Below are 19,792 nucleotides of genomic sequence, written 5' to 3'. Positions count from 1 at the left end.
GTCAGTCTCACTTACTTGAAAGCTTACTTGAAAAGCTTATTTTAAAAAACGGCGGCGCGTAAGGCGCGCCACCGGAAATAAACAGGGGGTGAATTATCGCACAACAAAGACCTGGGGGAACCCTGCTTGGCGCAGTGTTTCTCGCGCTTGAGGTTCTTGGCTCGGAGCGATGGGCCCCACTTGAACACGATAAACGTCAGCGTCGTTCATAATACGCACCGCATGGGGCTGCTCACCTTGTAAACGCTGCTGCAACTGCTGAGCGCCTTCCGGATTACCCAGTGCCGCGATCTGCAGATACACTGCGTCGCCAGCTTCCCCTTCGTTTGGCGGCTGCGCTGTTTGTGTCTGTGGTGAAGGATCAGCCGCAGATGCAGCAGACGCCGCCGGCGGAACGGGCATAGAAGAAGCATTTGCAGCAACCCGCTGTGCCTCGGCTACGCGAGGCTGGGGGGAAGCGCCGCCACCGCCCTTGCCGTGCTCGGCTAGCCACTGCTCAGGGTTGATCGCTTCCACTTTCACGGAACCGGTACCATTGTCGAGGAAGCCTAGCCGGGCGGCTGCCGCGTAGGAGAGATCGATCTCACGGTCACTGTGGAAGGGGCCACGGTCGTTCACTCGCACAATGACCGATCGCCCATTATCCAGGTTTGTGACTCGCGCAAAGGTGGGTAGAGGCAGCGAACGGTGTGCCGCCGACATCTTATACATGTCGTAGATTTCACCGTTTGAGGTCGCGTAGCCATGGAATTTTTCGCCATACCAGGAGGCCGTACCACGTTTCTCATAACCCGTTGCATCAGGCAGCACTTGATAGGTTTTCCCCCACACTTCATAGCTAGAGCGGTTGCCCGCTCTGGAAGGCTGCTCGATGCGGGGCTCTGCATCAGGCACCTTGGTAACATCCGGCGGCTCGAGCGGATAGGCATCACCACTCATGGCATAGCGGCCACCACTAGTGTTGGCCGCCGTTGAAGCCGGAGCCGCCGCTTGATTCGCGGAACCGGAGGCATCTACCCGCTGATTGTCATTGCTGGCACAGCCGCTGACCAGCGCCAGTAAGGCAATCGCGCCAACCGCCCGCTGGCTAATCCTCAATTTGCTCTTCATCCCTCATCCTCGTGCAGCTCAGCAATCGCTTCTGCCAACTCGGCTACGGCCATGGCATAGAGGTGACTATGGTTGTAGCGGGTAATCACGTAAAAATTATACTCGCCAAACCGGTAACGGGTCTCTCCATTGGCGAACTCAAGCGCCAACGGCACCACTGGCAAATTATCATCAAGTGGCTCGCTGGGCTCAATCCCATGAGTGGCCAACTGAGCAATGCTCACCGCAGGAGGTGAGGTTTGGTTAAATGAGAGTTCCTGGAGTAACTCTACGGGCATTACGTCTGGCCCAGTGGCCTGGTGGTAGATATCAGCTCCCGGCTTCCAGTTATGCTCGGCAAAGTAATTCGCGACGCTGCCAATCGCATCAACCGGGTTCTCCCAAAGATCACGTCGTCCATCGCCATCAAAATCCACGGCATAGGCTTGATAACTGGTGGGAATAAACTGCGGGTAACCCATCGCACCGGCATAGGAACCGCGCAACTCGGTAGGGTCGACCTGCTGTTCGTAGGCAATACGTAAAAAGGCCGCTAGCTCACCGCGAAAAAAAGCCCCCCTTGCCGGATGATGAAACGCCAGTGTGGCTAGCGAATCCAGCACGCGATGCTGGCCTTTATGGCGACCATAGTAAGTTTCAACGCCAATAATAGCGGTAATGATTTCAGCGGGCACACCATAGGTGCTTTCCGCGCGCGCCAAGGCGTCGGCATGAGCATCGATGAACTCCACGCCCTCTTCAATGCGCTGCTGGGTCAGAAAAATAGCACGATATTCGTACCACTTCAGACGCCGCTCAGCAGCTCCTTCCATGGCATCTAATACGCTTTGGGTATAGCTCGCCTGACCCAGTGCTTCTGCCAACCAGTCTTGCGGCAACCCTTGCTCGACCAGCTCTTCCACCAGCGCTTGGCTGTCAGCATTTTGCTGGGGAGCAAAGTGGTGAGGAGTCTCAAACTGAGCCTGCGGTGAAGGCTGATCAGCAAACGCCATGGGGGTCACCCAGCACATCAGCGCGGCCAACACATAGCTGCTCGTCTTCCCTTGAACCTTGTTCATTGGCTCTCCACTCCTGAGCTATTCAATCCTGAATTATCCATTACCGAGCAACATTAGCGTCTAAAGCAGACAGCGTCGCTAGCGCGACAGTAACCGACGATGCGCATGTATCGACATGAGAATACCGAAACCCGCTAACAAGGTCACGCTAGAGGTGCCGCCATAACTAACCAATGGCAGCGGCACCCCCACCACGGGCAAAATGCCACTCACCATGCCCATATTGACGAACACGTAGATAAAAAAAGTTAAAATGATGCTGCCTGCCACCAAACGCCCAAAGGTATCCTGCGCGGAGCTAGCCATCCACAAACCTCGGCTGACAATCAATAGATATAGGAACAGCAGCACAAGCATACCCACCAAACCAAACTCCTCGCCCAGGACGGCAATGATGAAATCGGTGTGTCGTTCAGGTAAAAACTCTAGTTGGGACTGGGTACCCTGCAGCCACCCCTTGCCCCATAGCCCTCCACTACCTATGGCCGTGGTCGACTGAATAATATTCCAGCCTGCCCCCAACGGATCGCTTTCAGGGTTGAGAAACGTCAATACCCGCTGACGCTGGTAGTTATGCATATTCATCCAGAGCAGCGGCACTGCGGCAGCCCCCAGCGCGGTAATAAATCCAATCAAACGCCACGACAAGCCCGCCAGTAGCACGACAATCAGGGCCGCGCTAGATACCAGCAGCGAAGTACCCAAATCAGGTTGGATCGCGGTTAGCACCACAGGCACGCCAATAATGACCCCGCACACGACAATATCGCGCAGGCGGGGCGGTAGTTCGCAGCGATTTAGATAGGCTGCAACCATTAACGGGGCTGCTAACTTCATCATTTCCGATGGCTGAAAACGTATCACACCAGGAATCACTAGCCAGCGCTTCGCCCCCATGCCCACATCACCCACTACATCAACGGCAATCAGCATGGCTACGCCAATGCAATAGGCCAATGGTGCAAAGCGCAAAAAGGTTGAGGGCGAGAACTGGGCAATAATTACCATGCCTACCAGCGCGATAAGAAAACGCACGCCTTGGCCAATCACTGCATCAATAGATTGTCCGGAAGCGCTGTAAAGAACGATTAAACCGCTCCCCATCAGCAGCAATAGCAAACCTAGCAGCCAAGGGTCGAGATGGATTCGCTCCCAGATACTTTTCCGCCGGGCGATACCACTCTCAGGCAGGCGAACAGGATGGCCACGCATCGAACGGGCTATATAATGCCAAGGCATGGCTTAGTTTCCCTCCACATTGGCATCATCTTCTTCCAACACTTCACGCACTTCCTCTACGTCGGGGGCCTCATCCTCAAGTAACCAGGCATCGGTCATTGCACGGGCCAGATGCGCTGCGTGGGTACTGCCACCACCGGCATTCTCAACAATAACCGAGACAGCAATCTGGGGGTCATCCAACGGCGCAAAGGCCACAAACAGAGCGTGGTCGCGCAGTCGTTCGGCCAGCTCATCGGCGTTGTAGCGCTGATCCTGCCCCAGCGAAAATACTTGTGCGGTGCCTGATTTGCCGCCCATGCGGTACTCAAGGCCCACACCGGTTCGCCGGGCAGTGCCTTCCGTGCCACTAACCACCTTTTCCATGCCGCTGAATACACGATCCCACCAGCTATCATTGGCGAGCACAATATCATCTAACGTATCCGGCAGATCACGCGGCACAGGGGTATCACCAATCTGTCGGGCCAGCCTTGGTTTCACCCAATGGCCCCGATTGGCCAGCGTTGCCGTAGCACTGGCTAGCTGGAGAGGTGTTACCTGCCAATAGCCTTGTCCAATCCCCACCGAGAGGGTTTCCCCGGGATACCAGGGCTGGTTAAAGCGGCCACGCTTCCAATCTCGCGAAGGCATCAAAGCACCACTCTCTCCCTGAACGTCATGGGCTACACGCCGGCCAAAGCCAAAATTACTCATTTGATCATGTAAATCATCAATGCCTAAATCGTGCGCAAGGGTATAAAAATAGGTGTTATTAGATACCGCTAAAGCTCGTTCTAAATCGACCCGCCCGTGCCCCCAACGCAGCCAGTTGCGATAGCGTCGGGAATCATTAGGCAATTGGTAGTAACCAGGGTCGTTTATGGTGCTGTCTGGAGTGATTACCCCTTCCACCAAACCCGCGAGCGCTAGAAAGGGCTTAATCGTAGAGCCGGGAGGATAGTGACCGCGAGTCGCGCGGTTAAACAGAGGGAGATCAAGGTCTTGCTGCAAAGCGCGATAAGACGCAACATCAATACCGGTGACAAACTGGTTACTGTCAAAACCCGGTGTCGATACCATGGCGAGGATCTCACCAGTGCCCGGCACGATAGCCACAATGGAGCCACGACGACCATCCAGCAATTCGTAAGCCAGTGTTTGCAGCGACTTATCCAGGGTTAGGGTTAGGTTCTTACCAGGCACCGGATCGGTTCGCCCAAGCTCCCGCAAGACTCGCCCGCGAGCGTTTGTCTCAACTTTGCGCAAGCCTGCCTGACCGTGCAGCTCCTCTTCGTAAAAACGCTCAACCCCCGTCTTACCGATAAAATGAGTCCCTGCGTAGCGACCCGCGTCCAGGGTTTCCATCTCTTCGGCGTTAATCCGCCCAACGTAGCCCAGTGTGTGTGCCATGATTTCGGCATCGGGATAGTAGCGCAGCGGCTGAGCCTCTATTTCGACTCCAGGCAGACGATGACGATTAACCGCCAAACGGGCAATTTGTGCTTCGCTTAAGTCACTGGTAAGGAGGGCTGGCTGGAAAGGACGCTGGCGTTGGCGTGAACGCACATTGAACGCCTCGATCTCCTCTTCAGGCAGTTCAAGCAGGTCGACCAATAGTGCTAGGGTTTCATCTAGGTTATCGACACGCTCGCGAACCAGCGTGAGGTTGTAGGTGGGACGGTTTTCAGCCAGCAGCACCCCGTTACGGTCATAGATCAAACCGCGGTTCGGCGGCAGCGGCTCGACGCGAACCCGGTTGTTTTCGGAGCGCGTGCTGTACATATCATGCTGGACGATCTGCAAATAAACCAAGCGACTCGTTAGCAAGCCTGCAAGCGTAAAAACCACTAACACCGCGAGTAGCGCTCTAACACGAAAAATACGCAGTTCTTGCTCGGAGTTTTTTAGCGTGTTGGGGCGCTTGAGCATGGTAACGATGACTCTCAAATCAAACAATCAAATCAAACAAAAGGCGCAGCGGGCCATAACAGTGATCGCTCACCATCTCAGTTAGCCGTCAGCGGTGATAAGGGTGACCTACCAGTAGTGTCCAGGCACGGTAGAGCTGCTCGGCCAGCATAATCCGCACCAGCGGGTGAGGCAGCGTCAGCGGGGAGATCGACCAGGTTTTGTCAGCCGTCGCAGAGAGTGAGGGCTCGAGACCGTCTGGCCCCCCCACAAGCAGGACAATATCTCGCCCGGCCATGCGCCAGGCATCGGCTTCTTGCGCTAACTGTTCGGTGGTCCAAGGCTTACCTTTGACTTCCAGCGCGACTAGATACTCGTCGCCACGCAACTTATCGCGAATTCGCTGCGCCTCTTGGGCACGCGCCTTCGCGATATCTGCATTTTTGCCACGCTGACCGAGGGCAATTTCTTCTATCTCGAGATTAAAATCTCTCGGTAGCCGCTTGCGGTAAGTATTGACGCCCTCTTCTACCCAGCCAGGCATTTTGCTTCCTACCGCTAACAGCCGGATCTTCATGACATGCCGGCTCGCTCTTGGAAGCGCTCAAGAGAGTCGCCAATGGCACCCGAGTCGCTGGGCAGATCGGCCCACAGCCGCTCTAAGTCATACAGGGTGCGTGCCTCGGGCATCATCACGTGGACAACGACATCCCCCAGGTCGACCAGTACCCAATCGGCGTTATCGCCACCTTCAACGCCCAGCGGGCCAAGCCCTGCAGCCTTGGCTTTTTCCACGACGTTTTGCGCCAGGGCAGCCACATGGCGGGTCGAAGTGCCACTGGCAATCAGCATGAGGTCGGTAACCTCGGTTAATTTGGCAACATCCAACTGTGTAATGTCACGTGCTTTCAGTTCTTCTAGCGCGTCAACCGCTAGATTTTTCAATGTATCGATGTGCATGACTCCTAAAGACAACCTTATTGGTTAATCGGTCAATAAAGCCGGCCATTGTAACGGCTTCTTTGATGACTGCCAGCGCTATTCGCGTTGTCGATAAAGTCCGTCCTGCGTAATGGCCAATTCAACGGCTTCTGGCAGTAAATAGCGCACGCTTTTCCCGGCCTCCAAACGCTCGCGGATATACGTCGCCGAGATCGCCATCAGTGATGGCAGTTCCAATGGCAGATAGCCGCCGCAAGGCCGCTGCATCAATGCGTCTACGCTATCGACTCTGCGATGCGCTACCAGTTCCATTAATGATGCCGGTAACGGATCTTCATAGCCCGGTCTGGCAATCACCACTAGATGAGCAAACTCAAACAAGCGCTCCGGCTGGTGCCACTGGGCGAGCCGCAAAAAGGCATCAAAACCAATCGCCATCACCAGACGGGCCTGTTCGCCAACTTCCTCACGCAGCTCAGCCAGTGTATCGACGCTATAAGAGGGGCCGTCACGGCGCAGCTCGCGGTCATCGGCGATCAGCCCAGGCGTCGCACCGATACCCGCTTCTAATAACGCCAATCTCTGTTTCGCCGAGACTTGGGGTCGCCCACGTAGCGGTGGCTGTTGAGCCGGTATCATATGTAGCCGATCAAGCGACAGCGCCTCATGCAACTCTACCGCGCTGCGCAAATGCCCCAGATGAACAGGGTCAAAGGTGCCACCCAACATGCCGATACGCTGCTCCGTTTGACTCATGCCACCACCCTATTCACGCACCTGGCCATCGCCAAATACGACGTATTTCTGAGTGGTTAGCCCTTCCAAACCGACAGGCCCACGGGCGTGAAGCTTATCGGTTGAAATTCCGATCTCAGCGCCAAGCCCGTACTCAAAACCATCGGCAAACCGGGTAGAGGCATTCACAATCACCGAACTGGAGTCGACTTCCGCCATAAAGCGGCGTGCGAGTGAATAATCCTGGGTGACAATCGCATCAGTGTGGTGAGAGCCGTACTGTTCAATATGGGCAATCGCTTCATCGATACCATCGACCACTTTGATTGCCAGCACGGGGGCCAAATACTCGGCATACCAATCGGCTTCTTCAGCAGCTGCCGCCTGTGGCAACAATGCCTGCGTACGCTGGCAGCCACGCAGTTCAACTTCATGTTCGGCATAAGCGCGGGCCAGTTCCGGCAGCAGCAGGTCAGCAATCGGCGCATCAACCAGCAACGTTTCCATGGTGTTACAGGTGCCGTAGCGATGAGTTTTCGCATTGACGGCGATGGCTAGCGCTTTGGCGGGATCAGCGGTGGTATCGATATACACATGACAAACACCGTCGAGATGTTTGATAACCGGTACGCGGGCATCACGGCTGATACGCTCAATCAACGACTTTCCACCGCGGGGGATAATCACGTCGACATATTCCGGCATGCTAATCATTTCACCCACCGCCGCGCGATCAGTGGTGGCGACTACCTGCACACTACCCGCTGGCAGGCCTACATCAGCTAACCCCGTTTGGATACAGGCGCTAATGGCGGCATTTGACTGGCTGGCTTCCGACCCGCCGCGCAAAATACAGGCGTTGCCCGACTTCAAACATAGGCTGGCGGCTTCCAGGGTTACATTTGGGCGCGACTCGTAAATAATCCCGATGACGCCCAGCGGGACGCGCATTTTGCCCACTTGGATGCCGCTAGGCCGATAACGCATATCGCCAATTTCGCCCACCGGGTCGGGCAAGCCCGCTACCTGCTGTAGCCCTTCAATCATGGCGTCGATACGCGCGTCGTTCAGAGCTAAGCGATCCAGCAGCGCGCTTTCCAAACCGTTCTCGCGGCCACGCTGTAAATCCTCGGTGTTGGCATCCAGTATTTTGGCTCGCGCCTCGGTCAAGCGCTGCGCCATAGCCATTAGCGCACGGTTTTTCAACCCGGTATCCGCCCGCCGCAGTTCACTGGCGGCACGGCGCGCCGCTTGCCCCAAGGCCTGCATGTAGGCGGGCACATTCCCGGCAATTAAGTGCTGATGGGCCTCGTCTTGGAACGGTGTTGAAGCGCTCATAGTGTCTCCGTACGGAAGGATACTTTAATTTTTTAATTAACCATGTATCGCGTTTTACATGTTTTGCTTATGTTACGTCATTTCATCGTTATACTGGGGACGATTAAGGCACTAATATGTCTCGCGTACATTTATTATCCTACAATTACTTTACTTGATGAGATACATCTGGTCATTCAGGACGAATAGTAAGTCACCATGCAAAGCAAGTACAAAATCCGCCTGCTACGTGCCAATCTTTTAGCTGCTGCCGTCGCTTTGGCACTATGGACACCCGCTACACCCCCTGCTGCTGCCCTAGTGCTGTGGCTATCAGTCGGCTGGTTACTCATCACCGCACTGATGCTTGATTTTAGCCACCGTCGTTCGCGAGGATTGCCATGGCAAATTGTACCGGGTGCACTGCTATTGGGTTTAATTGCCACTGCTCCAGAACGACACGGCATTTTAATCTGGGCGTGGGCCGCAATGCTGATGCTGCCCCAAAACAATGGGGTCGCCGCTTTTAACCTCAGCGCTGCACTGATTAGCGCTGTAATGGTAGCACCTCAATTGGAGGCGTCAGCGCTTGTGCTGCTGATTTGTTCACTGCTGGTGCTTGGTCTGCTGGCCTTATCCAGAGCACAGCAGCTTATTGATATGAACGGTTCCATTCGCCAACGCCTGCGATTGATTCCCGGCCTTAACCTTTGGGCCGGTGAGCAGTTGCTGCGCGATATCGCCCGGGAACAAACGCGCTGCGAGCGTGAAGGCGTTCATGCGGAACTGTTTATTCTGCACGTAAAACGCCACCAACTGTGGCCAATGGCGCAAAAGCTGTGCGAATTAACCTATGATTTTGAAAACGTTTACCGCTTAAGCAGCACAACGCTGGTGACACTCATTCTTGCCCGCTCACCTAGAGAAGCCGCTCAACGACGCAGCCTACTACTCGCCGACTTACCCGACAATATTACCAGTGAACACCTTGAATTAATCGATATCGAACCGGCAACGCTTTCGGTGTTTGAGATCAGCAAACTTCCGGCTGAGCGGGTGCGGGAGACGGTATGATCGAGCACCTCCCCAAACGATTAATGACCCTGGCTTATACTTCCAGTATCGCGTTGATGGTGGGCTACGCGCTATGGCTGTATGCCATGGGTGACTACCGCGACCTGCTGATTCCCACCTTTATGACCCTGCTGCTAATGGCCGCCCTGCTAATGCATATAGGGCAGGGCGTGAAAAGCTACCTGCCGCGCATTATTTTACTCTGCAGTACCTACTCGGTAGTGCTCGGCGCTTTCTATTTTCAGCCGCAGGTATCACCTCTATGGTTAGGCCTGCCGATTACCGCCGCGTTTTTACTGCTACCGCTATGGGCCGCAATGCTGATTAATATTGCCATTGGGCCATTGTGGTGGCTGCTTCCTTCGGTCGCCTCTGCGCCACCGGCGATTATCGTGGGCTATGCTGCTTTAACACTGTTACTTGCCCTCCCCCGCTGGGAGCATGCTCGTCGCCGTGCACTCTTAAGAGCTACCGACCCCAACGACAGCGACTGTGAAGCTTTCCACATGGACACGCTAAAAGAGCGTTTACACAGCGAGTTCCAGCGCGCTGCCATGCTCAATCAGCAACTGGCAGTGCTGGTACTGCATTTACCGCAGTTGGATATGGCAGCAGAGCAGTTTGGCCATCGTGCGCAAACGGCGCTGCTGGGAGCGCTATGCGGTGAAGTGAATAGCCGTTGTCGCGATCATGATGTGCTGGGGCGCGCGGACAGCGCCACTTTTTGGCTGGTTCTACCTGACACTAGTGAAAGCGGCGCTCTGTTGGTACGCGAGCGTTTACAAAGAGCTCTTTCACAGCGTGTACTGGTAGAAACCGGTCAACTGGAAGCGCGCATTGCCGCCTGCTTACCCAGTCGCACCGAGCACTTTGCACACTATGTAAAGCGCCTGGAAACCCGCGGCGCCGCCCTCGCCAACCTCTAGTCTGCCTTTTCAATGTCTCTTATCTGACGCTGGAGTACTCTCCTTGCCGCTAGCCGATCTGCTCCACTCATTAACGCCATCGCCTGCGTTGATCGTCTGTCTGGTGCTGGCGATTTCATTAGTAGAATCACTTGCCTTGATCGGGCTGCTGGTGCCGGGCGTGGTGTTAATCACTACCGCAGCCTCCCTGGCGGGACATCAGGATCTTGGCTTGGCATGGTTAATCGGTGCTGCCTTCATAGGCGCTATTTTAGGCGACGGCGTCAGTTTTTCGCTGGGCTTTAAACATCACGAGCAGGTCACTCAGAGATGGCCCCTTTCCCTGCATCCCGAATGGTTGGGCCGCGGGGCACGGTTCTTTGAGCGCTATGGCATTTGGTCAGTGTTTATCGGCCGCTTTGTCGGTCCAGTGCGACCGATTATTCCCTTGGTAGCAGGCATGATGCGTATGCCACCACGCACCTTTATTTGGGCTAATATCACTTCTGCAGCGCTGTGGGCGCCTGCCTATATACTGCCCGGCTATTTGTTGGGGCGTACCTGGCAGCACCATTTGAATCTACCGCCAGGCATAGAGGCTGCGCTGCTTATCCTCGCAGCGATCATTGTCGTGCTCGCGGTGATTTTCTCCTGGGGCCGGCATCAGGTGACACGGCATGGACGACTTTACCGGGCTATTGCTGGCAGCGTTCGCCGTGTACCGCTACTACGCAGGCCATGGCTGGCCATGAGTCAAACCGGCGATGTTCCCTTGGCTTCACTACTGTTACTGGTCATAGCGCTAGGCAGTCTGTCTGGCTGGACACTGCTGGTCATCGCCCACCATGAACCGCTTGAGATTGATCTGTTCATTCAGCAACTGTTCTCCTGGCTGCAGAGCGATGTTTTGTACCGAGCGGGGAATGTTTTTGCACGCATTGGCGACACCCTAGGCATTATCGCTTTAACACTGCCTTGGGCAGCATGGATGCTGGTGAGTCAGAGATGGGAGGCTTTACTGCACTGGAGTGGCGCCTTTGCCAGCGTCGCCCTGCTAAACACAGTAGGCAAAGGGCTGTTTGGTCGTGCTCGCCCAGAGACACCGGACTACTTAATGGGCTCGTTCTCCTACCCCAGTGCCCACACTTCCACCGCAGTGGTGCTCGTTGGCCTTACAGCGGCGTTCGTTGCGGCCGAGATACCCCGTCAAAAACGCTTTTGGGTGTACTGGATAGCACTAGCGCTTGCGCTGCCCATGGCGCTATCAAGACTGGTGGTGGGCGTGCACTGGTTCAGTGACCTGGTGGGAGGCGCGCTACTCGGCTTGGTCGTTTGCGCACTCACGCTACTTCATTGGCAGCAGCAGTCGCGCCCGTCGATGCGCCCCTGCCCTTGGCTTCTGCTCAGCCTGGCATCGCTAGTGCTTATCAGCGCTCGCGTCGGCTTCTTCCCACCGGTTTAGCTTTAAATCGACACCGCTTTACCCCAAAGCAAGCCACAGGCCTACCCCAATCATCAGTGTTCCGGCGATGCGATTCAGGAGCCGGACATTGCCGCTTTTACCGAGCACATTGCGTAGCGTTTTGCCGCCGGTGGCATAGACCAGCATGCTGACAAACTCAATGGTCAAAATGACCCCGATCAACAAGCTGAGCTGCCCCGGCAATGGGCGACTACTATCCAAAAAAGGCGGCAACAGCACCATAAAAAATGCCCACCCTTTAGGGTTTGCCACCGCGGTAACAAACCCTTGCATGGCTAACTGCAGGGGGCTAGCGGGTGGACCCGCATCCAGCTCGCTGGGAATCGCCATGCGCCCACGGGAACGCCACATCATAATACCCAAATAACCCAGGTAAGCGCCGCCCACCCACTTAAACAGCACAAACAGCTCTGGCTGACGCAGCATCAACGCAGCTACCCCCGCGCCTGCGGCGGCAGCCACTAAACCAACGCCCAGCAGCTCGCCCACCATCATCCACAGCGTGCGTTTAACGCCTTGGGTCATGCCCAGCACCATGGCGAGGGTCATGCACATACCTGGGGTCAGCGAGACAAACAGAAACGTTGGCACAAAAACCGACAGCGTGGCCCACGACATCATAGATCACTCATCCTTATCTCCAACCTCTCCCCAGCGAGGCACCAGCGAATGCTCGATTCCCAACTGGTTAAGAATACGCGCGACAATAAAATCAATCAGATCATCAATGGTTTGTGGACAGTGATAAAATCCTGGGGCTGCCGGTAAGATGACCACTCCCAAGCGACTCAATGTCAGCATGTGCTCCAAGTGAATCGGCGAAAATGGGCTTTCCCGCGGCACCAGCACCAGCGTTCGGCGCTCTTTAATCGCCACGTCCGCCGCCCGCTCAATCAGGTTATTGCTAGCCCCCGTTGCGACGGCAGAAAGCGTGCCGGTAGAGCACGGGCACACCACCATGGCGGAGGGCGCGCCAGAGCCTGATGCCACCGGCGCCATCCAGTCTTCGCGGCCAAAGCAGCGGATCTGACCAGGCTGTGCCCCACTGCGCTCACTCAGCGCCTCGGCTAAACGCTGGGGCTGGGCGGGTAGCTCAATATCTGTTTCTGTGGCGATGACCATGTGCGCAGCTTTCGAAATCATGACCCACACTTCATGACCTGCGGCGACTAGTACATCGATCAAGCGCAAACCGTATTGAGCCCCGGATGCGCCGGTGAGTGCCACGGTAATCGGTTTTTTGAACGATGCGTCGGCTCTATCTGTCACGCATTCCCCTCCTTGGCTGCGGCTAATGCGGCGAGCAAGCGTTCATGCACGCCCTCAAAGCCACCGTTGGACATCACCACAATGCGATCCAACGGTGACGCTTGAGTGACCACTGCTGCCACCAGCGTATCAATATCGCTAAACAGCTGGGCATGCGCACCTTGCGTGGCAACCAGCTCGTCCATCGACCAGTCAAGCCCGGCAGGCTGAAACCAAAACACGCCATCAGCGTCAGCCACGCTCTCAATTAACCGCTCGCGCAGTGCACCTAAACGCATAGTGTTGGAGCGCGGCTCAATGACCGCCAGCAAGCGCCCCTTCGTGGTTGCAGCTCGTAGCCCTTTAAGCGTGGCGGCAATCGCCGTGGGGTGGTGGGCGAAATCATCGATCACCTGAATGCCATTGATTTCGCCGCGCACCTCCTGGCGCCTTCTGGGTGTTTCAAAACGCGCCAGCGCCGCACAGCCACGGGCTAAATCAACCCCACACAAATGCGCCGCCGCCAGCGCTGCCAACGCATTGCGGGCGTTATGCTCGCCGGTTAGCGCCCACTCGACGACCCCGTCCTCCTCTTGTCCATGGGTATCCTGACCAGACTCGCCAGCGCTATAAATCACCTGGAAACGACTGGCGTCGGCGCGCTCTAGTTTAAGCTGCCATTCGCTCGCGGCCTGATCGCCAAAATGCGCTACCGGCGTCCAGGTGCCCTGGCTCAGAACACGTTCAAGGGCGGGCTGCTCATCAGCAACTAATAGGTGCCCCTGGCTTGGCACGGTGCGCACCAGGTGATGGAACTGGCGCTCAATGGCTGCCAGGTCGGGGAAGATATCGGCGTGGTCAAACTCAAGATTGTTGAGGATGGCGATATGCGGACGATAATGAACAAACTTGGAACGTTTATCAAAGAACGCCGTGTCGTACTCGTCAGCTTCCACCACAAACGGCGCTTGCGGATCACCCAAACGCGCCGATACGCCAAAATTACGTGGCACGCCACCGATTAAAAACCCCGGCGCTAAGCCGGCACTCTCTAAAAGCCAGGCTAATACACTGGCGGTGGTGGTTTTACCATGGGTACCTGCCACGGCAATGACGCGTCGGCCGGGCAGCACGTGCTCCGCCAACCACTGCGCCCCCGAGGTATACGGCAGGCCGCTATTGAGTAACGCTTCAACCTCTTCATTGCCCCGTGACAAGGCATTGCCCACCACGACAAGATCCGGCGCTGGCGACAGATGCTCGGCGTGGTAGCCCTCCATTAAGGTGATGCCCGCATCAACCAACTGGGTGCTCATGGGTGGGTAAACATTCTGATCGGAGCCACTCACCTGGTGCCCCATTTCACGCGCCAGCAGTGCCAGGCTACCCATAAAGGTGCCGCAGATACCCATAATATGCAGATGCATGGCTCTCGCCCCGTTAATCGCCCATAAACTAATTTACTAAAAGCCAAAAAATGGCGTAAAAATAGCCACCGGTTTAAAAAATAGCTAAGCAGCCTAGCATGTTGAGGCTATTTGCTCATCTATTCATCGCCATAAACGCTGACAAAGCACCACTCAAGTGACAAATCTCTTTAGTTGTTGCAGGATGCGGCCACTGTTTACTTATGATGACTACCCCTTTCTTCCCACTTGTCACGCTGATGTAAGCCAACATCTCAGCACAGGAGCCTTTTTCGATGCGCATTTTAATTCGCTATTTCTTTCGTGGTCTTCGCTTGGTGCTCGCCCCGGTCATGCTGATTTCCGAGAAGCTTTCCACGCCTAAGTCAGTAGAGCGTACGCCTGAAGAGCAAGCCAAGGTGGATCAAGCGTGCCAGAACCTTGCGCTGTACCAATTTCGCACCTGCCCTTTCTGCATCAAGGTGCGCAAAGAGATAGCGCGGCTGGGTTTAAACATTGAGGTACGTGATGCTCAACTTGATCCTGCCCATAAGCAGGCGCTCTTGGAAGGGGGTGGCAAAGTCAAAGTGCCCTGCTTGAGAATCACCCACGACGATGGGCGTGAAGAGTGGATGTACGAATCTGACACTATTAATGCCTGGCTGCACCAGCAGTTCGGTTAAGCGCTTTTGATGGACATGGATAGCCACTGAGGTCTTGTCACCAGGTCGGCAAACGTCGACCTGGGCATTAGAACTCTACTTTTTGCGCCTCTACATCGAACACCACGTCGATCTCAATGCCCTCTTCCTGGCTTGGCGGTTCACCTAGCTCGACTTGCAGTAGCAGCTCCCCCTCTATTTTCCCTGCTACGTGAACCGTTTGGCTGGTACGGTCATAGTGAGTCAGCGTTACTACTACTTCCCCCCCTTCAGAGGTGAATAGCGGCGGGGCAATAGAAGCCCCAATGGAATAAATAACCACTGCATTGGTCAACTGCTCTTCGTTCACGGTCAGGCTAATAGAGAGCGCCTCCTCGCCTTCCCACGTCTCATCGTCAACAGAGCCTGTGATATCAATATTGATATCGTCGCCTAGCTCTACGAATGAGGCATTTGAGTCATTACCATGGCGTAAAATAAACCACTCGCGTAGCTCATCATCCAACGACCCTGCTATTTCAGGCGCCGCGCGCTCAGAGCCACCTTGATCAGGAGGACCTTGCCCCACAGGCTCAGTAGCAAAACCAGTGATAGGTAGCCAAGACCCCATCAACGCTATCCCAATTTTTTTCCACATAAGATTTTCCGTCCTATTATGTGTCGCTTTTCGCTTACTACTTTCGTCTTAAAACAAGCCTTCAGCATGCCGCTATTAGCCCCATCATTCAGTAGACGAATGATGCCTGTCATTATTTCGATTGTATGACGCGATAGGCACTCTCTATGTTGTAAGCCTAGGTTGTGCGCTTGTGTTGTAAATAGGCTTAACAACTGACCGTGTCTGTTTTGCCGACGCTTTCCTGGCGGGAAGGGTGCTTCTAGCCAAGAAAACGGCGGTAAAACGAAAAATAAACAATGATTTAAGGGAACGATGATGACGCTCAAGAAAACCTTACTGGCTTCCGTTATTGGTGCAGTGGTTGCGGGTACGACGTTGCTACCGATGACCGCAAGTGCTGAAACCCTGCGTATTGGCTACTCCGCTGACCCTGAAACACTCGACCTCCATGAGCAGCTTTCTGGCGGTGTGCTGCGCTTTTCTCATATGGCATTCGATCCGCTAGTTCGCTGGACAAAAGATTTTGAGTTTGAGCCGCGCTTAGCCACCGAGTGGGAACAGGTCGACGAAACCACCATGCGCATGACCTTGCGTGAAGGCGTTACTTTCCACTCAGGTAACGAATTCACCGCCAATGACGTGGTATGGACCATTGAGCGTCTAAAAGAGAGCCCTGACTATCGCGCTATTTTTGAGCCGGTTGCCAGCGCCGAAGCCGTTGACGATTACACCGTTGAGATCGTCACCACCGAACCTTACCCGCTGCTGCTCAACCTGGCTACCTACATCTTCCCGATGGATAGCGAGTTCTATAGCGGTGAAACCGACGACGGCAACGACAAAGCTGAAATTGTTAAAGCAGGCAACTCATTTGCCTCGCGCAATGTTTCCGGTACTGGCCCGTTCATGGTGACTGACCGCCGTCAGGGTGTACGGGTAGATTTTGAGCGCTTTGAAGATTACTGGGATACCGAAAGCGAAGGCAACGTCTCTAATATCGTGCTGACGCCCATCGCTGAGAACGCCTCACGGGTTGCCGCCCTGCTCTCTGGCGGTGTCGACTTTATTGATGCCGTGCCTCCCAACGATTTGGATCGCGTACGCGAGGCCGACGGCGTTAATCTGGTTGAGGTTGACGGTACGCGTATCATTGGCTTCCAAATGAACGAAGACCGCGTTGAAGCCTTTCAGGATGCCCGCGTTCGTCAAGCGGTTGATTTGGCCATTAACCAGGAAGCCATTGCCGACCGCTTAATGCGCGGCTTCGCGACGCCCGCCGGACAGTTATCACCCAAAGGTTACTCCGGTCACAACCCAGACTTAACGCCACGCTACGATATTGAACGCGCCAAAGAGCTAATGGCCGAAGCGGGCTACGCAGACGGCTTCAGCGTTGAAATGATTGCCCCCAACAACCGCTACGTAAACGATGCCCAGATCGCCCAAGCGGTCGCCAACATGCTGGCACAAATCAATATTGACGTTGACCTGCGTACCATGCCCCTGGCGCAGTACTGGCCTGAGTACGATACCCGCCAATCCGATATGGCGATGATCGGCTGGCACGCGGATACTGAAGATACCGCTAACTTCTTCCAGTATCTAACCTTCTGCTTCGATGAAGAGACCGGTGCTGGCCAGTACAACTACGGTGGCTACTGCAACGAAGAGATCGACGCACTCGTCACCGAAGCCGATAGCGAAACCGATCTGGAAAAACGCAACGAAATGCTGCGCGAAGCCGAAGCCATGCTCTATGAAGACGTCGGCTATATCACACTGCACTGGCAGAACCTTGCCTACGCAGCCGCTGAAGGGGTTGAGATTGAGCCTGTAGTCAACGCCCTTGACTTCCCCTACCTGGGTGACTTGGTCATTAATCGCAGCGACGATTAAGCGCTCACAGCGCTGATTGATTAAATGCCTAGAAAAGAGTCACTGCAGCGTTAACAGCCAACAAGTAAACCGCAAGGATGCTTCGCTCCCTAAGCGTTTAGGGGGCGAAGCCTTTTAGCTGGCAGTTCGCGTCTGTGAGAATTCTGCATAACATGCCCCTACTCCCTTTGATGAACCCCTCATATAGGTGGCGTACGCCATGATTGCCTTTTTAATCAAGCGGCTGATGCACGCGATTTTGGTGATGTTTGTCATCAGCGTGCTGGCCTTCGCCATTCAGGATAACCTGGGTGACCCCATACAGCAGATGGTTGGCCAGTCAGTGCCAGAGAGCGAGCGTGAAGAGATTCGCGAGCGCTTTGGCCTCAATGACCCCTTCCTGGTGCAGTACGCTCGTTTTGCTAAAAACGCCGTTCAAGGCGATTTTGGCTACTCGTACTTTTATCGCGAACCGGCGTTAGAAGTAATTGCTCGCCACTTACCCGCCACCCTGGAGCTGGTATTTGCCGCGACGCTGATTATTGTGCTGCTTTCGGTACCCATTGGGGTATATAGCGCCATCAAACCGCGCTCACCGATTTCACGCCTGTTTATGGGTATATCGATTATCGGTATCTCGATTCCAGTGTTCTTGACCGCGATCGTACTGATTCAAATCTTCGCCATCGGCGTCACTGTCACACTGTTCCCCGAAAGTACCGGCTGGGGCGCATGGCTGAATGACTTCTTCTCCACCGAAGGCAATATGCCCTCCTTCGGCCGTGGTTATGATCTCGTTAACGTGGTGGGCAACTGGGACACCAACCTGGCAACTTGGAACGGTTTACAGCATCTAGTGCTGCCGGCGGTCTCACTGGCCTCCATTATGCTACCGCTGTTTATCCGTCTGATTCGCGCCGAAATGATGGAAGTCCTGCAGTCGGAGTACGTCAAGTATGCCCGCGCTAAAGGCATCTCTATGCGCCGGGTGTATTTCGTTCACGCCCTTAAAAACACCATGCTACCAGTGATTACCGTGGGCGGCGTACAGATCGGCACCATGGTGGCCTACACCATTTTGACCGAGACCGTTTTCCAATGGCCCGGCATGGGTTTGATGTTTTTGGATGCGATCAACCGCGCCGATATACCGCTGATTGTGACCTACCTGATGATCGTCGGCGTGATCTTTGTCGTCACTAACACCATCGTGGATCTCATCTACGGCATGGTGAACCCCACCGTTAAACTGACTGGGAAGCCCGCATGAGCACCACCAACAATTCCTCCCCAGCGAGCGCCTCACCCAGCCGCTGGGAACGCCTGCGCGACTCCTATATATGGTACAGCTTCAAGCGTGACCGCACCGCCCAGCTCTGCCTGGCTGTGTTTATCTGCATGGTTATCGCCGCCTTTGCCTCACCGCTGCTGGCGCCCACGAACCCTTACGACCTATCCCAGATAGACATTATGTCATCTGAACTGCCGCCCTTCTGGATTGACGGTGCAGATGAGCGTTACGCGCTAGGTACCGATGCCCAGGGGCGCGACTTATGGTCGATTGTGCTATATGGCACCCGCGTATCGCTGCTGATTGGTTTCGGTGCGGTTATTTTGCAGGCGCTGCTAGGGGTCACCTTCGGCCTAATGGCGGGCTACCTGGGCGGCCGTGTCGATACGATTTTGATGCGCCTGGCAGACATTCAGCTGTCATTCTCGACACTTATGGTCGCTATCGTGGTGGGCGCTTTGGTCAAAGCGACCATGGGTAGCGCCTTCTATAGCCAGTACGCGGTGATGATGCTGATTCTGATTATCGGCCTGGCCGAATGGCCTCAGTATGCCCGTACCGTGCGCGCCTCAGTGCTGGCAGAGAAAAACAAAGAGTACGTTGATGCCGCCCGCGTGATGGGCCTACGCAGCAAACGGATTATGTTCCGCCACGTGCTGCCCAACACCATGTCACCGATATTCGTTATCTCTACCGTGCAGATTGCCAACGCGATTATCTCTGAAGCGGCGCTTTCGTTTCTGGGACTGGGGATGCCAGAGACCCACCCCTCGCTTGGCTCACTGATCAAATCTGGCTTTGACTACATCCAGTCCGGCTCCTGGTGGATCACCTTGATCCCAGGTGCAGTTCTGGTGGTACTGGTGCTGTCGATCAATCTACTCGGCGATTGGCTGCGTGATGTCATGAACCCACGACTCTACAAAGGCTGAGGACAC

Annotated in this window: 19 protein-coding genes; 7 read left to right on the top strand and 12 right to left on the bottom strand. The window is 55.1% G+C overall.

The window, feature by feature from the left end; all coding sequences use genetic code 11:
- Nucleotides 1–93 precede the first annotated feature (93 nt).
- From AC4EYZ_RS22990 to AC4EYZ_RS22955, 8 genes are all read right to left on the bottom strand, one after another.
- Nucleotides 94–1,110 (bottom strand): septal ring lytic transglycosylase RlpA family protein, encoded by a 1,017-nt coding sequence (locus tag AC4EYZ_RS22990; protein WP_474192198.1) that lies wholly within the window; start codon nucleotides 1,108–1,110, stop codon nucleotides 94–96.
- The gene (gene mltB, locus AC4EYZ_RS22985) at nucleotides 1,107–2,168 is read right to left on the bottom strand and encodes a lytic murein transglycosylase B (RefSeq protein WP_009286996.1); all 1,062 of its coding nucleotides are present in this window, start codon (nucleotides 2,166–2,168) and stop codon (nucleotides 1,107–1,109) included. The genes AC4EYZ_RS22990 and mltB overlap by 4 nt, the downstream gene beginning before the upstream one ends.
- A gap of 78 nt (nucleotides 2,169–2,246) precedes the next feature.
- Nucleotides 2,247–3,407, bottom strand: coding sequence for a rod shape-determining protein RodA (gene rodA / locus AC4EYZ_RS22980; protein WP_490204045.1), 1,161 nt, complete (start codon nucleotides 3,405–3,407; stop codon nucleotides 2,247–2,249).
- A gap of 3 nt (nucleotides 3,408–3,410) precedes the next feature.
- Nucleotides 3,411–5,318, bottom strand: a complete 1,908-nt coding sequence (gene mrdA, locus AC4EYZ_RS22975) for a penicillin-binding protein 2 (RefSeq protein WP_022523157.1) — start codon at nucleotides 5,316–5,318, stop codon at nucleotides 3,411–3,413.
- An 88-nt stretch (nucleotides 5,319–5,406) separates the two neighbouring features.
- Complete coding sequence (gene rlmH / locus AC4EYZ_RS22970; protein WP_009286999.1) at nucleotides 5,407–5,874, bottom strand: 23S rRNA (pseudouridine(1915)-N(3))-methyltransferase RlmH; 468 nt, start codon at nucleotides 5,872–5,874, stop codon at nucleotides 5,407–5,409.
- Nucleotides 5,871–6,257 carry a ribosome silencing factor gene (gene rsfS / locus AC4EYZ_RS22965; protein ID WP_022523156.1) on the bottom strand — a complete coding sequence of 129 codons (387 nt, stop codon included), beginning with the start codon at nucleotides 6,255–6,257 and terminating at the stop codon, nucleotides 5,871–5,873. The genes rlmH and rsfS overlap by 4 nt, the downstream gene beginning before the upstream one ends.
- A gap of 78 nt (nucleotides 6,258–6,335) precedes the next feature.
- Nucleotides 6,336–6,995 carry a nicotinate-nucleotide adenylyltransferase gene (gene nadD, locus AC4EYZ_RS22960; protein ID WP_161463574.1) on the bottom strand — a complete coding sequence of 220 codons (660 nt, stop codon included), beginning with the start codon at nucleotides 6,993–6,995 and terminating at the stop codon, nucleotides 6,336–6,338.
- Nucleotides 6,996–7,004: 9 nt separating this feature from the next.
- Nucleotides 7,005–8,312: a glutamate-5-semialdehyde dehydrogenase gene (locus AC4EYZ_RS22955; RefSeq protein WP_022523154.1), complete on the bottom strand. Its 1,308-nt coding sequence runs from the start codon at nucleotides 8,310–8,312 to the stop codon at nucleotides 7,005–7,007.
- A gap of 198 nt (nucleotides 8,313–8,510) precedes the next feature.
- Between AC4EYZ_RS22955 and AC4EYZ_RS22950 the strand changes: the two genes are divergently transcribed.
- From AC4EYZ_RS22950 to AC4EYZ_RS22940, 3 genes are read left to right on the top strand one after another with little or no spacing between them, the layout of a single operon-like run.
- A complete protein-coding gene (locus tag AC4EYZ_RS22950) occupies nucleotides 8,511–9,365 on the top strand; it encodes a hypothetical protein (RefSeq protein WP_009287000.1) in 855 nt (284 codons plus the stop codon).
- On the top strand, nucleotides 9,362–10,291 hold the full coding sequence (locus AC4EYZ_RS22945; RefSeq protein ID WP_009287001.1) for a diguanylate cyclase domain-containing protein: 930 nt from the start codon (nucleotides 9,362–9,364) through the stop codon (nucleotides 10,289–10,291). The genes AC4EYZ_RS22950 and AC4EYZ_RS22945 overlap by 4 nt, the downstream gene beginning before the upstream one ends.
- A gap of 43 nt (nucleotides 10,292–10,334) precedes the next feature.
- Entirely contained in the window at nucleotides 10,335–11,732 is a 1,398-nt protein-coding gene (locus AC4EYZ_RS22940) for a bifunctional DedA family/phosphatase PAP2 family protein (RefSeq protein WP_474191573.1), read from the top strand.
- An 18-nt stretch (nucleotides 11,733–11,750) separates the two neighbouring features.
- Here the strand turns inward: AC4EYZ_RS22940 and AC4EYZ_RS22935 are convergent, their stop codons facing one another.
- Genes AC4EYZ_RS22935 through mpl form a run of 3 tightly spaced genes read right to left on the bottom strand, consistent with a single transcriptional unit; the run spans nucleotide 11,751 to nucleotide 14,428 of the window.
- On the bottom strand, nucleotides 11,751–12,374 hold the full coding sequence (locus AC4EYZ_RS22935; RefSeq protein ID WP_208797083.1) for a LysE family translocator: 624 nt from the start codon (nucleotides 12,372–12,374) through the stop codon (nucleotides 11,751–11,753).
- A 3-nt stretch (nucleotides 12,375–12,377) separates the two neighbouring features.
- Entirely contained in the window at nucleotides 12,378–13,022 is a 645-nt protein-coding gene (locus tag AC4EYZ_RS22930; protein WP_233974644.1) for a flavin prenyltransferase UbiX, read from the bottom strand.
- Nucleotides 13,019–14,428, bottom strand: coding sequence for a UDP-N-acetylmuramate:L-alanyl-gamma-D-glutamyl-meso-diaminopimelate ligase (gene mpl / locus AC4EYZ_RS22925; RefSeq protein WP_474191574.1), 1,410 nt, complete (start codon nucleotides 14,426–14,428; stop codon nucleotides 13,019–13,021). Before mpl ends, AC4EYZ_RS22930 begins: the two co-directional genes overlap by 4 nt.
- A 275-nt stretch (nucleotides 14,429–14,703) precedes the next feature.
- On the opposite strand from mpl, the gene AC4EYZ_RS22920 reads away from it, so the two are divergent.
- Nucleotides 14,704–15,090 (top strand): glutaredoxin family protein, encoded by a 387-nt coding sequence (locus tag AC4EYZ_RS22920; RefSeq protein WP_022523151.1) that lies wholly within the window; start codon nucleotides 14,704–14,706, stop codon nucleotides 15,088–15,090.
- A gap of 67 nt (nucleotides 15,091–15,157) precedes the next feature.
- Here the strand turns inward: AC4EYZ_RS22920 and AC4EYZ_RS22915 are convergent, their stop codons facing one another.
- Nucleotides 15,158–15,706 (bottom strand): hypothetical protein, encoded by a 549-nt coding sequence (locus AC4EYZ_RS22915; protein ID WP_474191575.1) that lies wholly within the window; start codon nucleotides 15,704–15,706, stop codon nucleotides 15,158–15,160.
- A gap of 297 nt (nucleotides 15,707–16,003) precedes the next feature.
- Between AC4EYZ_RS22915 and AC4EYZ_RS22910 the strand changes: the two genes are divergently transcribed.
- The 3 genes from AC4EYZ_RS22910 (at nucleotide 16,004) to AC4EYZ_RS22900 (ending at nucleotide 19,786) form a co-directional block, all read left to right on the top strand.
- A complete protein-coding gene (locus AC4EYZ_RS22910; protein WP_474191576.1) occupies nucleotides 16,004–17,584 on the top strand; it encodes an ABC transporter substrate-binding protein in 1,581 nt (526 codons plus the stop codon).
- A gap of 199 nt (nucleotides 17,585–17,783) precedes the next feature.
- Nucleotides 17,784–18,833 carry an ABC transporter permease gene (locus AC4EYZ_RS22905; RefSeq protein WP_039859109.1) on the top strand — a complete coding sequence of 350 codons (1,050 nt, stop codon included), beginning with the start codon at nucleotides 17,784–17,786 and terminating at the stop codon, nucleotides 18,831–18,833.
- Entirely contained in the window at nucleotides 18,830–19,786 is a 957-nt protein-coding gene (locus tag AC4EYZ_RS22900) for an ABC transporter permease (protein WP_009287008.1), read from the top strand. Before AC4EYZ_RS22905 ends, AC4EYZ_RS22900 begins: the two co-directional genes overlap by 4 nt.
- The last annotated feature ends 6 nt before the right edge of the window (nucleotides 19,787–19,792 follow it).

The sequence above is a fragment of the Vreelandella sp. 162(4c) genome, from assembly GCF_058152265.1.
This window is presented reverse-complemented; position numbering and strand designations above follow the sequence as displayed.